Raw genomic sequence first — 18,268 nt, forward strand, 5'->3', positions numbered from 1 at the left:
GTTTCCTAATGAACAGGCTGCTTATTTTTTTCTTGCTTTTGCAAATAATCAATGATACCTAACGCACAAATTTGCATATCGACATTTAGAATAATGTATGTCTCGTGGTCATCAGGAATTCCTTTCTCCCGCAGCTCCACTCGAATTGTCTCTAGCATTCGGTCAGCAAGTTGATCATAACCTACGCCTTCTGCATATGCATCTTCGGCAATTTTCATGAAGGTGTCTAGCCATGTAAATACTTGTTGTAATGCTTCATTGGGTTGTTCGGTCATACCAAAATGCCCATAGTAAATCCGATCTAATTGTAAATTTTCGAAGCGCTCCCACGATTGACGTAATTCATTTGGATCAAATTGATTGGGAGAAGTCGATGGTAAGAAAATTGGCACGCCTTGGTCCTCTAATAACTGATACCGAACCCCAGCAGTATCACCAGTAAATAAACCATTACTAATCGGATCATAAATACTAAAATGATGTCGCGCATGTCCTGGTGTATGTAAAAATTGCAATGTACAGTTTTTGCCGATTGCTAATGTATCCCCATCTTCTTTCACGACCATTCGTTCTTCTGGAATTGGAACAATGGGGTCATATAAATCCGAAAAACTATCGCCATAGACAGCCCGAGCTCCTGCCGCAAGCTTTCTCGGATTGGCTAAATGCCTTTTCCCTCGTGGATGGATAACTACTGTCGCATTTGGACAAGATTTCAACAATAACCCAGCTCCTCCTGCATGGTCTAAATGCACATGTGTGACAATGATGTATTTCACTGCATCTAATAAAAATCCTAATTTTTCTAACCCCGCTTTGATATGCTTAATGGACGGGCTAGGTCCCGTTTCAATAATGGTTAACTGCTCCTCATCAAGCACATAAGCTCCTGTGCGGTTTGGTATGTTAAAATCGAAACCGTCAATAAGATAAATACGATCATCTAAGCGAATAGGGTCTTTCGTTTGCATGTCCTAACCTCCCAAAAAGATTCATTTCTTCTATCATAGCATAGGCCTGGATAGGGAGCTAAATAGCAGTGTGAATAACTATCTGTTAGAAACAACTTAGCTATCACCAAGTCTTTATGGTATTAAAGCGTTTCGTTTTACTTATACGATGAAGCCTAAAATTTTATACGCTTCTATAGTGCAAGATAAAAACCCTCCCCCTTTTAACCTAACTTGAATAAGATGATAAAAGAAATATTAATCATTCTTTTTATAAAAAGGGGGAGAAAAATTGATAATCAAAAAATCAAAACAAAGGTGTACTTCTCATTACCATCAAGGTAACTGTAAATGTTCCAGTAAGAAATCGTCGCCTTGCAGTTACTGTGATCATGACATTACAATTATTAACAATTTTAACTGCTATCCTCCTATTCCGCCTACACCACCTCCCCCATCTCAAGTTTTAAATGTAGAAACTTCCCAATACACAGCACTATCAGATGGGGTAAAGACAATATATACGAATCAAGATAAAGAGCCACAGTTTAGCACTTCAGATATTTTAAATCCCAACGATGTATCTTATATCAATTTATTTATAAATGGCATATTACAACCTCCCACCATTTATAATGTTCAACCAGGAACGCTCACACTTCTTGTCGGTCCAAGCGAAGTGCCAAGAAATGGAGTCCCAATTATTTTACAATTTATTAAGATCTTTTCTAGTTAGTCAATAAAATCGCTAATAAGCCATGTATAACCCTTTTTACAATGATTCTCTCCAATTAAGCTAAACGTCGCTTCAAAAAAATCACGAAAGCATATTGTATGTAGCAGGGAGTAATTTTGGTATGTAACAAATAAGGACATTAAATATAATACTCCCTAAAAAAGTAGGAGGGATCAATATGGCAATTGTTAAACAGTTTATGGGTGCAGAAAGGTTTGTTGCAACCATTGGGGATGGTACAGGTACTGGAGCAACGTTTAATATTCTTGCAACAGATTTCACAGATGATACAGGAGCGGCAGCTACAGCATTTCCAACTGCACCAGCATACTACAATCTGTATCTTAACGGTGTACTTCAAACAGCTGATACGTCATCACTAACTACAACTGAAATAACGATTCCAGATGGTGATACACTTAACCCTGGAGTTCCAGTAGTTGTCGAATGCGTGGTAAACTAAGCCCAAGGAATAAAAGATGGAACAATAGAATTATAGCTAACGAAAATCCGAACTTTCATTCTGCAATTTTCAAAATACTTGCAAGTTCGGATTTTCTTCGTGTCTATATTAGCTATGGTTAATAACTACAAAGCTCATTTAGCTTAAGAAATCATGTTTCATTAAAAAGTCCATTATCCCTTCTAATAACCCATCAGCTAGTGGTAATTCCGAATTTGTATATGTTGCCATATTTTCCTCGCGATCTTTCGGAGCGTCCTTTAATATATGATTCATCTTTTCAAGCAATAATAATTCCGAGTTAGGTGCTGCTTCATGTAAGATGGTAGCTTCATCAGCAGGCACTTGTATGTCGCGCTCTCCTTGAACAATGAAAGTTGGTATTTGTAAATTAGCGATGACTGCTTTAGGATCATGTTTCATCCATGAAATTAAAAAAGGCTGTACGGACGTTCGAAGTAATGGTTGTAATTCAGGCCTCACTTCATTTACCGTTTTTCCTTCTTTTAAACTTTGCAAAATAGCTTCACTTTCTCGAAGTAATTCTTTTGGAAGTTGTGACTGTGCACGTAATTGATCGTATATCCCTTCATCCGAGGGACTACCAAAACCAGCTAGTGAAATAAATACATCCATATCCTTTTCTAAAATAGCAAGCATACCTACTAAAGAGCCTTGACTATGCCCGATAACACCAATTTTAGAAAATCGGTTATCTGCTTCTAATTTGTCTATAAAAGCGGCAGCGTCATCTACAAATTGGTCAAACTGCATATCTCTTTCATTGATGTTTGCTTGACTATTTTTTCCAACCCCTCGTTTGTCATAACGAACTGTAGCAATACCTTGATGTGCTAATCCTTCTGCTAACAGTTTTAAACTATTATTCTTTCCAGCTATACCAATTGTATTACCATCACGATCTGTTTGCCCAGAGCCAGGAATAATGACCATTACTGGGTAAGGTCCCTTCCCTTTGGGTTTCACTAGCTCAGCAGACAATGTTCCAACAGCTGTTTCTACTTGTAAAAATTCTTTGTCTTTTTCTGCGGTTTGTTTCGCTTTCGCTAATTGAAAGGGAAAAGCTTGGCCATTTTGTTTAAATGTCCCCGTAATTTGATTGGATTCCATTTCCCCTTCAAACGAAATGTACTGATTTTGTACTTTTGTTGTAAAAGTAATCGCTTTCTCCCCATCCTGTTTAACCGTTGTCAAAGGATAATCAAGCAACCCTTGAACGGGAATGCTCATCGCCCCAGATAACTCACTAGCTTGCTTTTGCAAGGTCACTTCGATGCCTAAGGGCTGATCTGGAATTTCAATTGCGCCTTCATAATATCCAGCAACATCCGCTTTCGCTTCTTTTTCCCTATCTGCTTTATCTGCGGACTCACACGCTGTTAACAGCAACCCAAAAAAAACGACGACGATAACACACCATATTTTCTGCAACAAACCCCTCCCTTTCCCCTTATAAACGAAGCATTATTTATCACATTAAAGATAACAATTAGAAATCACCTCCACCACCTAAGATAGATCCCGCTCTATTATTGAATTTCATTTGTTTAGAAATTCCAACAGCGTCCCTTTCATTTACAAATTCCTTGTGATTTGATAGTCCAATTGCTTTTTCCGTAATTACTTTATTAACCAAGATCGTTTTACTACTTCATTACAAAAACAATGACACGAGCCAAGGTGCTGCATACAACGTCATAAATTGCACCCCATAATTTACTCCTTTACGGTGCAAAAATCCAGCAACAAGTGCCACAACAATAACGCCAGCTATATTTACAATTCCCGCATCCATATAGGCAAGCATAATGACAAGACCAAAGAATACACCTAACATGGCTTCATGCGGAATAAACCGGAATACGAAGGCACAAATTTGCTGTGCATATTTAATCGTAATATAAAACGTGATACTAATAGCGACAATGGACCCAATTAATGTAGCAACAATAAAATCAGACATAGACAACATATGGTGCAGATTATTTTCTTCTGTAAATACTGGTGGCGCATTAAACAAAGGACCACCCGGACCAATTGCTGTAGGAGACAAAGGTAAACCTATAGCAATTAACGGGATAAGCGTCCCAGATAAATAAGCTGCGTTTGTCAGTCCATCCATACTGGATATAGCTCGAGCCGCCTTTTTTACTGGATCTTTTATTCGACTGGTTAACGTTTCGCCAAGGAAAATTGTCATGCCAACAGGACTCATAAAAAAGGTGAGCACTCCTAAGATAGATGAGATCGAAGTTGTACCAATCTCCCTTCTGGTAAGGATTTTAAACGGATTTGGGAATCCTTTTACTTTTTCCGTTCGTCGCATTGCAATATCTTTTTTGCCATAGCGTGGAAGCTTCCTTCTGATCCTTCCATTAAGTAACTCTGCTAATTTTAAAATGACCGGGCCTATGGTTATTCCTAAAAAGAAGGATGTAAATACAGTTTGATCTTCAGGAACGATGCCTGTTTCCCAATAAAACATACGTAAGCCTTGGATCAAAACAGCAAACGGTACAATGGAAAGTAGTGCAATCCAACGATTTTTCGTCATAAGTGCTAAAAAGATGGCACCGCCAAGAAAAATTTGGCTCGCGTATTGCGTGATTTCATCGGATAAGGGAGCGATTAAATTCGCCATTAATAAACTCATAGGTACAGCAATCACAGTACCAATAACGGAACCCGATGCCATTTTTCGAATGCTCAGCTCAGGCATGCCATGTTTTTTTAATACCATCGCATGCTCAACCATTGGTGCCGACATTACCCCACCAGGAATTCCGGCAATGGCAACTGGGATAGAATCGGTTAATTTTTTAGCAACAATTGCGGATATAAAAAAGGCTAGAATAACAATGGGTTCAAAACCTGATAGCACTAGTACTAATGTAACCGGCGCCAAGACAGCGGTTTCATCCGTTCCAGGTGCTATTCCAATAATGGTATACAAAATAGATCCTGCCACAGAAGCAGCTATCAATTGAATAATTAATACAGCATCCATTGTCTATTCCTCCTCCTCATCCATATAACGGAAATTTCGTTTCGGTTTAATGAGCAAACTGCTAATAATGAATCCTACAACAGCACCAACTAAGCCAAATATAAGAGGTTTTGGTGGATCATTTGGTGCTATTATATAAGCACCGAGTGTTGTAATCGTAGATATAATAATCGCTATAACGAGATCTTTAATATGTACGAGGTCTTCCCACACCTCAATGTTTTCTTCTTCCTGTCTCTGTTGTGCCATATCGTTTACTCCTTTACTTCAACATAGTATCTGAAATTATATTATACAATGTACAGCTAGATTCTTGAAGTCGTATACATGATAGAAACGCATAAAGATAACTTTCATTTCATACTTTCTTTTTCCTTAAAAACCCTCCCACGTCTATATTAGGCAAAAAGAGGCTGTGGAAAGGTGCAGCTTCTTAGAAAAACTTTGCTTATGGCAAAAGGCGTAGTTTTTTTTCTTATACTATAAACCTTTTAAATTTATGCTTTCCTATAGTGTAAAATAATTATTATTCGATTATCACCATCCCTTTTTATAATTCTTACTGGTTTTGCGTCCTTTAAATCGGTAATTCCTCTCTCCAACAAACGTTGCATGGGTATTGCCAACTTTAGTAACTGTAGCTACACACATGTACAAAGTGATCTCACATTTTCTGTTCCTCTAAATTGGACGTTCTTTTATCCAGTTAAAATAGTTTCTATATAAAATAATATGACTTGCTATAAATATTTGTACCCGTTTTTGGGAATGATAACGCATAGTACTAGTACTACAAAGTACGCTAACGAATATATTATAGAGGTGAGAAAATGGGACGCGATGAGCATTAGAAAAACTTGGCTTGTCGTCAAGTCTTATGGCGAATGGCATAGTTTTTCTTATACTATAACCCTTAAAACTTTTATACTTTCCTATAGTGAAAAAAACCTAAAAACAGCTTTATGGCACAGACGCCGAAAACTCAAATGACAGACGGAATGGATGTCGAGTTTGCAGAAGAAAACGCAGATCACAATGACCTAGAAGCACAAGAGCGTGCCCGTCAAGCGGATAAACGAGCAAAGCGAAAATAATTCCACAGCACATCAATTTACTGTAAGGAATGCTCCTCACAAAAGGATTGTTGTGGTTATGTTTAATATGGGGCGCCATCATCCTTCTCTTTCTAAAAAAGAGAAGGAACCGGCACCCATATACATATCTTCAACAAATGCCCTTGTTTTGAAAACTTTCCTAATTCCCCAGTCTCCTTGAGGAAGCCGTCTTTTTTCTTATACGATAAACAAAAAATTCATGCTTTTCTATAGCGTAAAAAAATAACTATTAACGCTTAAAGCTCGTTACCTATCCAAATTTATTCATCGAAGGGAAACAGGCATACACAAACAAGATATTATTCTTCCTATTCATACTTTGTACCCACTTTCTTTGCTTATCCACCTAACCCTTTGTACAATAGAATTATCATAAAAGAAGTGAGGAATATAAATCATGAGCAAGAAAAATGTCGAAGATTATCTCACAGAAGGAATGTATGGAACGAGACTGCCCAAAGATCACGAACGAAAGCAATTTTTAGGCACATTACGTGAACGAATTGTGCTCGCCCTTACCAAGGGACAGGTAATGTCCAATAAAGGATTAGAACAACTCGAAAAAGCAATGAAAGAAAATCCAGAAGCAAAATTAATTATTAACGGTCATGTTTCCTATCGCTTTTTAACAGAGGAAAAAAAAATTGCAGATAAATACGGCATCCCCCACTCTACAATTACCAATGAGGAAGCTGAAGATACAAATATTGGGGCAGTTTTAACTTATGACTATGCCATTGATAAAGAAGAAATATTTATTCAAGAAGAAACAGAGCAAACGAATGATGAAGAGGAAAAAAAAGAAGAAGATGGCTCCTTTTTCACTAAAATAAGAAGCTGGTTTGATTAACAAATTAACTTACTAATATAAGGTAGGTTGTAGAAATTATTTTATTTCTTTTCTACAAGCTACCTTATTTCATGATGCAAAATCATTAAAAATGATCTTTAGCGTCAAGCCTTTTCTAGCCCGTATTTGACTAATTAAAGACGTATCCGTTTTAAAGGACACTCCAGTTTAATTTCACTTTCACTCTCAGGAAAAATTTATGATAAAACTTACAATTATTTTCCTTTTTTCTGTCGATGCTCTGCTCGAGCTGTCTTATAAAACGAAGCAGCCATTAATAGTATCACGATCGAAAAAGGCAAGGCAGCAATAATAAGCATGTTTTGCAACCCTTGCGTGCCGCCAAAATAAACAATAATGGCAGCCAAAGCTGATTGCATGACACCCCACATAATCTTTACAGAATTACGGGGATTTAGCGTTCCATTTGTGCTTAGCATCCCTAACACAAAGGTAGCGGAATCGGCAGAAGTAATAAAAAAAATAGCCACAACGAGGAGCGTAATCATTGACATAACAAACCCTAGTGGATATTGCTCTAAAACGCCAAAGGTGGACGTTTCAAGCGAAAACTCAGAAATCTTTGCCATGCCCTTCTGTTCCAAATTCAATGCGGAAACACCAAAAACAGAGAAAAAGATAAAACAAATAATGGATGGTACGGCGAGTACACCAATCATGAACTCCTTTACTGTTCTCCCTTTAGAAATACGTGCAATGAAAATACCGACAAACGGAGCCCATGAAATCCACCAAGCCCAGTAAAAAATCGTCCAATTATTAATCCAAGTTCGTTTGTTTTCATCTTGAGGAGCTAATCGTAAACTCATATCAAAAAAATCCGATACGTAGCTTCCTAATGTATGTGTAAACATGTTCAAAATATCTAAAGTCGGTCCTGCAAAAAACAACAGGAGTAATAACACAACAGCTAACCCCATATTGGCATTGCTCAAATATTTAATTCCTCTTCCAATTCCCGACCAGGAAGAAGCAATAAATAACACCGTTGCCGTACCTAAAATGAGTAGTTGCATCCAAAACGTTGCAGGAGTATTAAATAAAAACGCTAACCCTCCGTTTATTTGCGCTGAACCAAATCCAAGTGTTGCGGCAACACCGATGACTGTCGCAAAAACTGAAAGCACATCAATAACTTTACCAAACATGCCACGCATGCTTTTCTCCCCAAATATTGGCATTAACGTCACACTAATCAGTCCAGGTTGATCTCGATGAAACTTAAAATAAGCCAACACGAGTGCAACAATACCATATACTGCCCACGCATGGATTCCCCAATGAAAAAATGTATACTTTAAACTTTCCCGAATAGCTTCGTCTGAACCAGGTGTCGGTCCAGGCGTACTTTTAAACGCATGAGAAATTGGTTCTGCTGTTGTCCAAAACACGAGTCCTATTCCCATCCCTGCACTAAATAACATCGCAAACCAAGATGGTAAACTGAATTCCGGATCATCTTTATCTTTACCGAGCTTAATATTTCCATATCTTGAAAAAATAAGATATATACTAAATGCTAATATAACCATAACAGCTAGCAAATAATACCAGCCAAAATAATTGGACACTGCTGCCGTTACATAAGCTGTGAAATCTTCCAAACCTACAGGTGATACCGAACCCCAAATAACAACCGCAATACATATAACTAAAGAATACCAAAATACACTTGTGACATTCTTCATCCATTCACCTCTTCCCTGATTTACGGACCTTTAGCTTTTACTAGCTTTATATATACCCGATTTTGCAATAATTAAACAAATTTTTCATACGAAGAGTACTCATTGAAACGTCTAACACCCATTCTTTAAAAAATTGTTTTAATCATAAATTATACAATTTCAAACATCATTCATGCAATTTTATCCAATCTGCCATTACTTTTTTAAGCTTTTTTTGTACTATAAATGTAAACAATATCGAATACGAACAACGAAAGCGTTTTCCACCATAAAGTTTTGGCAATAAAGCATGTTTTTATTAACGTAAGGAGGCTACTAATGTGAGGATAATTATTGATATTGATGTCACACATAAGGACACATGCATTACGATCCAAGCAAAAGAATGGTCTAACGAGCTAAAAGAAATTGTGGATTATTTACAAGACAAAGATGTTGCCCCATCACGATTATTTGCGGTAGATAATGAACAAACAATTTTGTTACACCCACAGAAAATTGATTATATTTATGCTGACAAGAGAAAAATTTTTGCTGCTGTCGGAGATAAACGTTTTGAAATAAGGATGAAATTATAAGAAGCTGAAAAAACTTTAAAACATGCACATTTCATGCGCTTTTCAAAGTCTGTTATTGGAAACGTACTTCGAATAGCGTATTTTGAACTACATTTTAATGGCAATCTATGTGTTTATTTTCAATCAGGTAATAAAGAATACGTGAACCATAAATATGTGAAAGCAATTAAAAGAAAACTAATGATGGGTGGAGAAAAAATGTGGATTGAAGCCATAAAACGTTTAACAGTTGGCGTCGCTATTGCTGGATTAATCACGTTTATCGTGCTTACCGTTATTACCTTTCAAGACATCGAAATATCAATCATGTATTTTTGGAAAAGTGCGCTATCTACGCTATTCATAGCGTCTTACTTTGCATTAGCATCACTTCTATTTGAACGAGAGCATTGGAGTCCATTAAAGCAAACAAGCATTCACTACCTGTTGTCAAATTTATTCTTTTTTCCCATAGCCATTTGGGCAGATTGGCTACATATGTCCATCAAATCATTACTATTCGCTATTGTAATCTTCACTATTATATACACTATCATTTGGATTATTGGCATCTGGATACAAAAAAGAAACGTCTTGCAATTAAATAAGGCAATGAAGTGAAGCTTCATTTATTTTCTATGTCCGAAAGACTTTTAACAAGTTGACATCCAAACTCTCGAAATGGTGCATCTTATGTCTGGAATAAAAAACTGTCTTTAGAAAACGAAGGCTTGTCGTCAAAGTTTTTATGGTGAGAGAACGCTGTCGTTTTTAAAAAGATTTTATGCAAGGTAACAGTTTATTTTCATCGTAGTCAGTGATTTATCCAATATACTTACTCATGATGGTTGCCCAAATTCTCTCTTTAATAGCTCCAGCTTTCTTGTAAAAGGGTTCGTTTGCTACAATAGTTGTATACGGATACTTGGAGGGATACAATGCGATTAAAAAACAAACAAGTCATTGCACTTGTAGATCATGACTTTGAAGACTTGGAACTTTGGTATCCAGTCCTGCGTTTACAAGAAGAGGGAGCTACCGTTCATTTAGTAGGTAAGGAAGCTGAAAAAGTATACCATGGGAAATATGGTGTACCAGCTACTTCCGATTTCGCATTCTCTGACGTCTGCGTTAACGACTATGATGCTATTTTAGTCCCTGGAGGTTGGGCACCAGATAAATTGCGACGCTATTCAGAGGTAATTCAAATGGTACAAGCAATGAATGAAAAACAAAAGCCAATCGGACAAATCTGCCATGCTGGATGGGTATTGATTTCAGCGAACATCTTAACCAATAAAAAAGTAACCAGCACTCCTGGCATTAAAGATGATATGATGAATGCAGGGGCTACTTGGATAGATGAGCCTGTCGTTGTTGACGGCCACCTCATTTCAAGTCGTAGGCCACCAGACTTACCAGCTTATATGAAGAAATTTGTTGATGTTTTAGCAGGCAAAAACCAATAAACAGCCTTCGTTCTTTTAGACAAGATTTATCCAGCACACCTTTCTAAGCTTGTAGTGGGAGCTTTACAACACGCACTATTTGGAATACATGTACATTGTTTTTAATTAGATGATCTATGCATACTCCTGTGAACCAAATACGGTATACAGGAGTATTTTTCCTATTCATCTACACTTTACACAAAGAAACCGTTTCCATATAATGAAAGAAAGAATCATCTGATAAAATCAATTTCACATCGAGAAAGAGACAATCTAATATCTCTTGTTTTGTTAATGAAACGAATTGAACGTAGAAGGCTGTTGCTTCCGCTTTATCCTCAGAATTTGGGAAAAGGAAGCGTTACAGCACTTCAAAAAGGGGAACAAGGAGGGGCATGATGAAGGAAGTAAAAGAAGGGGAATTACTATGGGAACCAAGTTCAGAGAGAAAAGCAGCCGCAAAAATAAACAGCTATATGCAATGGCTACATGAACATAAAAATTTGTATTTTCAGGATTATCACAGTTTATGGAATTGGTCTGTAAAAGAAATAAAGGTATTTTGGGAAAGTATTTGGGAGTATTTTGATTTGCAAGCAAAAAAAGACTATCAAACTGTGTTGTCTTCACATCATATGCCAGGAGCAAAATGGTTTCCTGAAGCGACTGTGAACTATACAGAGCATATTTTTCGAAATAGAGGACATTCGGATCAACCAGCCATCATCCATACCTCTGAACGTAGAAAAGTGTCTGAAGTCTCTTGGCACAAACTGTATCAAGATACAATAGCAATACAACAAACATTTAAACGATTGGGCATTCAAAAAGGAGATCGCATCGTTGCTTATATACCAAATATTTACGAAGCTGTCGTTGCCTTTCTAGCTACTGCCAGTCTCGGAGCAGTATGGTCTAGTGCTTCTCCAGATTTCGGCACGCAAAGTGTTATTGATCGTTTTCAACAAATTGAACCGACGTTATTTTTAACGGTGGACGGTTACCAATATGGCGGGAAAACATTTGACAGAACAGAAGTAGCAGCAGAAATTCAATCCAGTCTGCCAACCTTAAAAGCGACGATTGCTATTTCCTATTTAGATGATCAGGCTACCTTTTCCTCATTACAACATGTTGTGCATTGGGAAAAAGCAATCAATCAGGCAGTCAAAGGTGATATTGAATATACACATGTTGCGTTCAATGATCCTTTATGGGTACTCTTTTCTTCTGGAACGACTGGAAAACCAAAGCCTATCGTTCACAGCCAAGGCGGTATTTTATTAGAACATTTTAAAGCATTGACATTTCATGCTGACCTTGGAGAAAGTGACCGCTTTTTTTGGTTTACCACAACGGGTTGGATGATGTGGAACTTTCTAGTAGGCGGACTACTGACAGGAAGTACGATTATTTTATATGACGGAAATCCTGCTTACCCCTCGAAAGAAAGATTATGGAAATTAGCGGAAGAAACGAAAATGACAGTGTTTGGAACAAGTGCAAGTTATATTACAGCTTGCATGAAGGACGCTATAAAACCGTATCAACAATATGACTTGAGCCATTTAAAGAACATCAGCTCCACCGGATCTCCACTTCCACCTGAAGGTTTTCTATGGTGTTATGAAAATGTAAAAAAAGATTTGTGGATTGCTTCTGCCAGCGGTGGTACGGATGTATGTACGGCGTTTATTCTCGGCGTGCCTACTTTACCAGTCTATGCTGGCGAATTGCAGTGCCGTGGCTTAGGAGCTAAAATTGAAGCTTTTGATGATAATGGTGTGCCTCTTATTGAGGAAGTTGGTGAACTTGTCTTAACAGAACCTTTTCCTTCCATGCCAATCTATTTTTGGAATGATCCAGATGGGGAACGTTTAAGAGAAAGCTATTTTGACATGTTCTCAGGTATATGGCGACATGGCGATTATTTAAAAATAACGGAACGAGACACGTGCGTCATCTATGGAAGATCAGATGCAACTATTAATCGCGGTGGCGTGCGTATTGGAACGAGTGAAATATATCGAGCAGTTGATCGCATTCCAGACATTGAGGATAGTTTAATTGTAGATATTCCTAGTCCAGACAGTGATTCATTTGTTCCTTTATTCGTCGTTATGAAAGATGGATATCCATTAACAGATGACCTAAAACGGAAAATCAACCAACATATTCGCGCCCATTGCTCTCCACGCCACGTTCCTACTGCTATATATGAAGTACCAGATTTACCAAGAACGTTAAACGGTAAAAAACTAGAGATTCCCGTAAAGAAGATTTTACAAGGAAAACCGATGGAACAAATTGTTAACAAAGGGTCTTTGCACAATGCAAGTGCATTGGATGCATTCTTTCAGTTTAAAGAAAAAATGAAGATTTAAACATAGAAGCCCCCTTATCTATTTGAAAAACTTGACTTGTCTTCAAGTTTGTGGCGAAGCCTTTGTTTTTCTTATACTATAAACCATAAAATAAGGGGGCTAATTCTTGATAGCCACTTGCAAGGGATTAACACGCGAATCTAACTAGCAATTATAACACACGCATCCTCGCTGTTTGCTTTTGCGTAAGTAAGCTAACCACGACATAAACAAAGAAAGAAACGACGACTGGCATAACAACCGAATGGAGACCGAACGGCTGTGGAAAGAATAGATCAGAGATGATATACAATCCTACGCCAGTAACCATGGATGCAAGCGCGCCATATTTATTGCCTTTTTGCCAATACAATCCAAGCACAATCGGCCAAATAAATGCTGCCTCCAAGCCACCAAAAGCAAATAGATTTAACCAAATAATTAGGTCAGGCGGGTTTAAAGCCATCAAGAAGATAATTACACCAAGTAAAGCCGTAATCCCTATGCTTAAACGTTTAATCGTCTGTTGAGAGGCATCTGGCTTCACATAGTTTAAGTACACATCCTTCACGATCGTTGAGCTTACTAGAAGTAATAACGAATCTACCGTTGACATAATCGCTGCCATAGGGGCAGCAAGTACAATTCCTGCCAACCAATTTGGCATCACTTCTAAAGCAATTAATGGCATCACCTTATCACCAACTTCAATGCCTGGTAAGATAGGCCTAGCAAAAACACCGATTAAATGCATATTAAGCATAATAAACCCTACTACAACGGTACCAATAATAATTGCACGATGCATCGATCGAGCGTTTTTGTAAGACATAGCTCGTACAGCAATTTGTGGTAAAGCAACCACACCTACACCAACTAGAATCCAAAATGAGGATACATAAGTAGGTGTTAATTGCCCTTCGGAACCATAAGGAGTAATTAGATTCGGGTTTTCAGCAGTTAAATCAGCAATAAGTGCTGGGACTCCACCACCTGCGATAATAACTGCAATGAGCAAAATAAGTGTACCACCAAACATGATACTTCCTTGGATCGCATCTGTTAATGCTACAGCTCGAAATCCGCCAACCGTAACATAAATTAATACAGCTACAGCAAAAATGAATAATGCACTCATATAGTCAATTCCAATAAGCGATTCAATTAATCTTGCACCGCCAATCCATTGCGCAGCCATAGCTGAAAATAAGAAAATAATAATACTAAGTGCCGAGAAAATAACGACCCACTTAGATTGATAGCGTGCCTTTAAGAAATCCACCATCGTTAAAGCTTTATACTTTCTAGTAACAACAGCAAATTTCTTTCCCAAAATCATTAAAACAAAGTAACCAGTTGCTACTTGCGACATGGCGAGTAACACCCAACCAAGCCCTTCATTATAAGCTGTTCCAGGTCCACCAATAAAACTGCTTGCACTCCCATACGTTGCGGTCATTGTCATAGCGAGCACGAATCCCCCGAGACTTCTGCCACCTAAAAAGTAATCCTGTGCAAAATTAGTAGATGACTTTAAGTAGCCGCCTGCCCATATTCCTGCTCCAAAAATAATAATAAGTATTGCAATTAGCGGTATGAGTGATTCCCAATTCATTCTTCTTCCATCTCCTCATCAAATGGAATGGCTACGAAATATTTCTTTACAATGACTGTTACAAGCACCGCCATAACAATAAATCCAAGGATACAGCTATAGAAGAACCATGCAGGGAAGCCAAGAATATATGTATATTGATCAGGTTCTTTCTTACCCAAGCCATAAGCGAAAGCGAACCACCATGTAAAATTAAAAATAACCAAACCTACGCCTATCCATGCTTCTCGATTGGCGATTTTTTCATGCTGCTTCTTCAAAAACTTCACTCCTTATACGTTTCTACAATTTTCATTAACAATAATATATCGTAATTATTTCATGAATGTAAAGAATGGAAAAGATAGATGTCTTAGAAACGTGTTTTTAATAATAGACAGTTTAAAGTTCCGATTTATTATCATTTTTAATCCCTTTCCGTTTATTACATTTTATACTTCTTTACAGACAATTTGCTAGCCATATTTACTATTTTCCAGTGGACTGTTCATTTCTACTCATACCTAAGAAGGCCACAGTGCAAATCACTGTGGCCAATGAAATTAGATTCTTCCCATCTCTATAAAGCTTTGTCTACTAAAAAAATTAACCTTTACCAAATTGCTTATATATCTAATCGCTATCGTCTTTCCTACAAGCCCTACATTTATCCTATTTTCTTCGATATACGAAACGTACTAACAAGCGCAATCATTGTAATAACAGTTAGTGCAAAAAAAACATCAGAATAATGAGGCACATGTGATTCATAAATAGGATTAATGGCATTCTCCCCTTTACGACGTAAGGCTAAGAAAGTACCCATCAACGCTGAACCTACACCTGTACCTAAGAATAAAGCGCCTTGGAATAACCCCATTCCTACTCCTACCTGTTCCTTGTTCAATGTAGATACGGCAAAGTTATTCGCAGGAGAATTTATAAGCGCATAAGCAATCCCACTTCCTAGCACGCCCATCGATAACGTGATAGGAGACCCTCCTGAAAAAGTGGAGAGAAAGAACGTAGAGCCACCCATACATAGCAGACCAGCTATTAAGAGAAATTCATGTTTTATACAGTCAGATAATCTTCCTACAATTGGTGATAAAATGGCAACAGCTGCTCCTCCTGGTAACAGGAGCATTCCAGCCTCACCGGGTGAAAATCCATTTACTTCCACAGCTAACAGGGGAATAAATACAAGAATAGGAAAATAAGCAAACATTGATAAAAAAATAATGAGCACAGAACGAACGTACGCACGATTTTTTAACAAGATCGGTGGAATAAATGGATTACTAGAAGTCCTTATTCGTATGATTAAAATAACTAGAGCAACGAACGATACACCTAAACATATCATCGTTAAATAGGAAACTAAACCTTGATTTTCAGATAAAGTAATCCCTAGCAAAAAGAAACCTATCATTAGACCTAGAGAAATACCACCTATGACATCAAATGTTTTGTTTTTTTCACTCTCTAAAGGATAGATTTTTTGCATGGAAATTTGTGCACTTATTGCAATAAGTATCCCTAAAGTAAATGTTATCCAAAATAAAGCTTTCCAACCTAGCCATTGTCCGACGAGTCCTCCAAAAATCGGGCCACCGGCAGTTCCGATGCCAATGCTGCCAGCAACAATTCCTAAAACGATACCACGTTGACCTGGTGGGTACACTCTAGAAATAACGATAATAGAAACAACGGACACAGAAGCCATTCCAGCACCTTGAATCATTCTTCCAATTACTAACATGTTTAGCTCCGTCGCAAGAGCAGCAATAAGATTACCTAATGTTAAAATTAAAACACCAATAGTAAACAACTTTCTTGCCTCTACAAAATCGGCAATACGTCCATAAAAAGGAATGGCTATTGCCAAAACAAGTGCAACACCACCAACTATCCAACTCGTTTGAGCTTCAGATGCCCCTAAGTCATTGCCAATCAAACCTAATACAGGCGTAACCATATCGACAGTAACTCCAGATAATAACACAGAGAATGCTAAAGTCAGGATTAACAAAACATTTTTTCCGTGTTTTTGCGCGCTTTGATTATGATTCAATTGTTCATTCATTATTTTTCCTCCTAAATAGTGTAATTTACAATTTTAGGAGGAATTTTCTATTGTTTTAACCACTTCTAACACTCCTGAGATGACAATATAAGTACTTCGCTCTTTTTCAAACTAAAGCTATCATACCATAAAAAAAATCCAAAAAACAAAGCGTTGATTTATATGTTTCTTATATTGCAAAATATGAAAAAGGAATGATGTAAAGTATCTTTACATCACTCCCACTATTTTCCAGTGAAACACCAAGCCATTCTTCTTTGTCTAAACTGTAGAACTTCCTTGCAAAACTTTAACCCCTTTAACTAAATTGAGAATAAAATAATATGCATTTATAACCACTACTGTCGCTATCGCTAAGGTTGTCACATTTTCATTTAAGTTACTTATCAAAAGAGCAATGAATGCTCCAATAACCGTTATCGCAGGAATTAAATGTATAAACAAAGCACTTTTAGCATGGTTTTTAATACCATTATCTGATAAGAAATAAACAACAATGGGAAAAATAAACGGAGCAAAAAATACGCTAAAATAACAAAGTGAAGATAAGATATGTTCGGATTTCATTGTCATTTCACCTCATCGATTGATTTGATAAATTTATATTACCATAAAAACAGGCAAAATTATCTTACAATGTCGAAAGATTGATATAACATTTCATCTACCTTTAACACATTTCCATTATGATGAAGGAGATGTTTTTTTGTTTTAAAGAGAAATCTCACACGATATTTTAGAACATCATTTTCATTGGGGCATAACCTATTATAGATATGTAAATATGGAGGGATATAATATGGTAAAAGAAGAAGTTCAGCAACTATTGAATCAACTCATTCAGATTGAGCATATATCAACAACTTTGTATTTAGCTATGTCAGCCTATTTAGATCGTAAAAATTACACTGGTATGGCAAGGTGGTTACGGTTGCAATCGGAAGAAGAGAGAACACATATGCTAACTTTAATTGATTATTTAACTGGAAAAGACGGCATTGTTAAGCTAAGTGATGTTCCTCAACAACCAAGTGATTTCGGAACGCCACTTGAAACTTTTGAAAGCGTTCTTGAACATGAGCAATATGTAACAAACGCTTATCGACAGGCTTATGATTATATAACACAAGTGGATCCACAAACAACTGTTATCGTTCTAGAGTTTTTAAGGGAACAAATTGATGAAGAAGCGCAAGCATTAACGATTGTAGAACGATTGAAATTGGCAAACAATAATCCATCAGCATTATTACTTATGGATCAAGAATTAGGTCAAAGACAAAATGCAGGAGGTACTGCATAATTGTAAACCAGTCGTATCATATCGGACTCGCGCACTCCAAATTGGGTTGATCTGTGCAGAATA

The 18,268-nt window shown here is 37.2% G+C and carries 19 protein-coding genes and 1 pseudogene; 10 read left to right on the forward strand and 10 right to left on the reverse strand.

Features of this window, described 5'->3' with window-relative positions:
• Positions 1–5: 5 nt before the first annotated feature.
• Positions 6–971, reverse strand: a complete 966-nt coding sequence (locus HLX49_RS02725) for an MBL fold metallo-hydrolase (protein WP_296360744.1) — start codon at positions 969–971, stop codon at positions 6–8.
• Positions 972–1,242: 271 nt separating this feature from the next.
• Between HLX49_RS02725 and HLX49_RS17050 the strand changes: the two genes are divergently transcribed.
• Entirely contained in the window at positions 1,243–1,686 is a 444-nt protein-coding gene (locus HLX49_RS17050) for a DUF4183 domain-containing protein (RefSeq protein WP_331805110.1), read from the forward strand.
• A 178-nt stretch (positions 1,687–1,864) separates the two neighbouring features.
• A complete protein-coding gene (locus HLX49_RS02735; RefSeq protein WP_077706204.1) occupies positions 1,865–2,149 on the forward strand; it encodes a DUF4183 domain-containing protein in 285 nt (94 codons plus the stop codon).
• Positions 2,150–2,287: 138 nt separating this feature from the next.
• Here the strand turns inward: HLX49_RS02735 and HLX49_RS02740 are convergent, their stop codons facing one another.
• Genes HLX49_RS02740 through HLX49_RS02755 form a run of 4 tightly spaced genes read right to left on the reverse strand, consistent with a single transcriptional unit; the run spans position 2,288 to position 5,426 of the window.
• Positions 2,288–3,601: an alpha/beta hydrolase family protein gene (locus HLX49_RS02740; protein ID WP_296360745.1), complete on the reverse strand. Its 1,314-nt coding sequence runs from the start codon at positions 3,599–3,601 to the stop codon at positions 2,288–2,290.
• 58 nt (positions 3,602–3,659) lie between these two features.
• On the reverse strand, positions 3,660–3,806 hold the full coding sequence (locus HLX49_RS02745; RefSeq protein WP_164085328.1) for a hypothetical protein: 147 nt from the start codon (positions 3,804–3,806) through the stop codon (positions 3,660–3,662).
• Positions 3,807–3,824: 18 nt separating this feature from the next.
• Complete coding sequence (locus HLX49_RS02750) at positions 3,825–5,177, reverse strand: tripartite tricarboxylate transporter permease (RefSeq protein WP_296360746.1); 1,353 nt, start codon at positions 5,175–5,177, stop codon at positions 3,825–3,827.
• A 3-nt stretch (positions 5,178–5,180) separates the two neighbouring features.
• On the reverse strand, positions 5,181–5,426 hold the full coding sequence (locus HLX49_RS02755) for a hypothetical protein (protein WP_077706207.1): 246 nt from the start codon (positions 5,424–5,426) through the stop codon (positions 5,181–5,183).
• Between the two features lie 713 nt (positions 5,427–6,139).
• Here HLX49_RS02755 and HLX49_RS02760 point away from each other — a divergent pair.
• Positions 6,140–6,271 carry a YfhD family protein gene (locus HLX49_RS02760; RefSeq protein WP_077706208.1) on the forward strand — a complete coding sequence of 44 codons (132 nt, stop codon included), beginning with the start codon at positions 6,140–6,142 and terminating at the stop codon, positions 6,269–6,271.
• A gap of 418 nt (positions 6,272–6,689) precedes the next feature.
• Complete coding sequence (locus HLX49_RS02765; protein WP_077706209.1) at positions 6,690–7,142, forward strand: YueI family protein; 453 nt, start codon at positions 6,690–6,692, stop codon at positions 7,140–7,142.
• Between the two features lie 215 nt (positions 7,143–7,357).
• On the opposite strand, the gene HLX49_RS02770 is transcribed toward HLX49_RS02765, so the two are convergent.
• The gene (locus HLX49_RS02770) at positions 7,358–8,851 is read right to left on the reverse strand and encodes a BCCT family transporter (RefSeq protein WP_296360747.1); all 1,494 of its coding nucleotides are present in this window, start codon (positions 8,849–8,851) and stop codon (positions 7,358–7,360) included.
• Between the two features lie 320 nt (positions 8,852–9,171).
• On the opposite strand from HLX49_RS02770, the gene HLX49_RS02775 reads away from it, so the two are divergent.
• From HLX49_RS02775 to HLX49_RS02795, 5 genes and pseudogenes are all read left to right on the forward strand, one after another.
• Complete coding sequence (locus tag HLX49_RS02775) at positions 9,172–9,429, forward strand: hypothetical protein (RefSeq protein WP_296360748.1); 258 nt, start codon at positions 9,172–9,174, stop codon at positions 9,427–9,429.
• A gap of 15 nt (positions 9,430–9,444) precedes the next feature.
• Positions 9,445–9,597 (forward strand): annotated as a pseudogene (locus tag HLX49_RS02780) (LytTR family transcriptional regulator DNA-binding domain-containing protein); the annotation flags it as partial.
• 30 nt (positions 9,598–9,627) lie between these two features.
• Entirely contained in the window at positions 9,628–10,029 is a 402-nt protein-coding gene (locus HLX49_RS02785; RefSeq protein WP_296360759.1) for a DUF3021 family protein, read from the forward strand.
• Between the two features lie 317 nt (positions 10,030–10,346).
• On the forward strand, positions 10,347–10,877 hold the full coding sequence (locus HLX49_RS02790; RefSeq protein WP_296360749.1) for a type 1 glutamine amidotransferase domain-containing protein: 531 nt from the start codon (positions 10,347–10,349) through the stop codon (positions 10,875–10,877).
• Positions 10,878–11,257: 380 nt separating this feature from the next.
• A complete protein-coding gene (locus tag HLX49_RS02795; RefSeq protein ID WP_296360760.1) occupies positions 11,258–13,243 on the forward strand; it encodes an acetoacetate--CoA ligase in 1,986 nt (661 codons plus the stop codon).
• Positions 13,244–13,394: 151 nt separating this feature from the next.
• Here the strand turns inward: HLX49_RS02795 and panF are convergent, their stop codons facing one another.
• From panF to HLX49_RS02815, 4 genes are all read right to left on the reverse strand, one after another.
• Positions 13,395–14,837 carry a sodium/pantothenate symporter gene (gene panF / locus HLX49_RS02800; protein WP_101932702.1) on the reverse strand — a complete coding sequence of 481 codons (1,443 nt, stop codon included), beginning with the start codon at positions 14,835–14,837 and terminating at the stop codon, positions 13,395–13,397.
• The gene (locus HLX49_RS02805) at positions 14,834–15,106 is read right to left on the reverse strand and encodes a YhdT family protein (protein ID WP_414930262.1); all 273 of its coding nucleotides are present in this window, start codon (positions 15,104–15,106) and stop codon (positions 14,834–14,836) included. The genes panF and HLX49_RS02805 overlap by 4 nt, the downstream gene beginning before the upstream one ends.
• A 377-nt stretch (positions 15,107–15,483) precedes the next feature.
• Positions 15,484–16,902, reverse strand: a complete 1,419-nt coding sequence (locus HLX49_RS02810) for an MFS transporter (protein ID WP_296360750.1) — start codon at positions 16,900–16,902, stop codon at positions 15,484–15,486.
• A 261-nt stretch (positions 16,903–17,163) separates the two neighbouring features.
• Positions 17,164–17,469 (reverse strand): magnetosome magnetite crystal formation protein family, encoded by a 306-nt coding sequence (locus tag HLX49_RS02815; RefSeq protein WP_296360751.1) that lies wholly within the window; start codon positions 17,467–17,469, stop codon positions 17,164–17,166.
• Between the two features lie 232 nt (positions 17,470–17,701).
• On the opposite strand from HLX49_RS02815, the gene HLX49_RS02820 reads away from it, so the two are divergent.
• A complete protein-coding gene (locus tag HLX49_RS02820) occupies positions 17,702–18,205 on the forward strand; it encodes a ferritin (RefSeq protein ID WP_077706219.1) in 504 nt (167 codons plus the stop codon).
• The last annotated feature ends 63 nt before the right edge of the window (positions 18,206–18,268 follow it).

It is taken from the genome of Virgibacillus sp., from assembly GCF_013393565.1.
Classification (GTDB): Bacteria; Bacillota; Bacilli; order Bacillales; family Amphibacillaceae; genus Virgibacillus; species Virgibacillus dokdonensis.

Bases quoted from the DNA above. Each gene is read 5' to 3' on its own strand.
- HLX49_RS02725 (WP_296360744.1), bottom strand. From the start codon at position 971: ATGCAAACGAAAGACCCTATTCGCTTAGATGATCGTATTTATCTTATT.
- HLX49_RS02735 (WP_077706204.1), top strand. From the start codon at position 1,865: ATGGCAATTGTTAAACAGTTTATGGGTGCAGAAAGGTTTGTTGCAACC.
- HLX49_RS02750 (WP_296360746.1), bottom strand. From the start codon at position 5,177: ATGGATGCTGTATTAATTATTCAATTGATAGCTGCTTCTGTGGCAGGA.
- HLX49_RS02755 (WP_077706207.1), bottom strand. From the start codon at position 5,426: ATGGCACAACAGAGACAGGAAGAAGAAAACATTGAGGTGTGGGAAGAC.
- HLX49_RS02760 (WP_077706208.1), top strand. From the start codon at position 6,140: ATGGCACAGACGCCGAAAACTCAAATGACAGACGGAATGGATGTCGAG.
- HLX49_RS02765 (WP_077706209.1), top strand. From the start codon at position 6,690: ATGAGCAAGAAAAATGTCGAAGATTATCTCACAGAAGGAATGTATGGA.
- HLX49_RS02770 (WP_296360747.1), bottom strand. From the start codon at position 8,851: ATGAAGAATGTCACAAGTGTATTTTGGTATTCTTTAGTTATATGTATT.
- HLX49_RS02785 (WP_296360759.1), top strand. From the start codon at position 9,628: ATGTGGATTGAAGCCATAAAACGTTTAACAGTTGGCGTCGCTATTGCT.
- HLX49_RS02790 (WP_296360749.1), top strand. From the start codon at position 10,347: ATGCGATTAAAAAACAAACAAGTCATTGCACTTGTAGATCATGACTTT.
- HLX49_RS02795 (WP_296360760.1), top strand. From the start codon at position 11,258: ATGAAGGAAGTAAAAGAAGGGGAATTACTATGGGAACCAAGTTCAGAG.
- panF (WP_101932702.1), bottom strand. From the start codon at position 14,837: ATGAATTGGGAATCACTCATACCGCTAATTGCAATACTTATTATTATT.
- HLX49_RS02810 (WP_296360750.1), bottom strand. From the start codon at position 16,902: ATGAATGAACAATTGAATCATAATCAAAGCGCGCAAAAACACGGAAAA.
- HLX49_RS02815 (WP_296360751.1), bottom strand. From the start codon at position 17,469: ATGAAATCCGAACATATCTTATCTTCACTTTGTTATTTTAGCGTATTT.
- HLX49_RS02820 (WP_077706219.1), top strand. From the start codon at position 17,702: ATGGTAAAAGAAGAAGTTCAGCAACTATTGAATCAACTCATTCAGATT.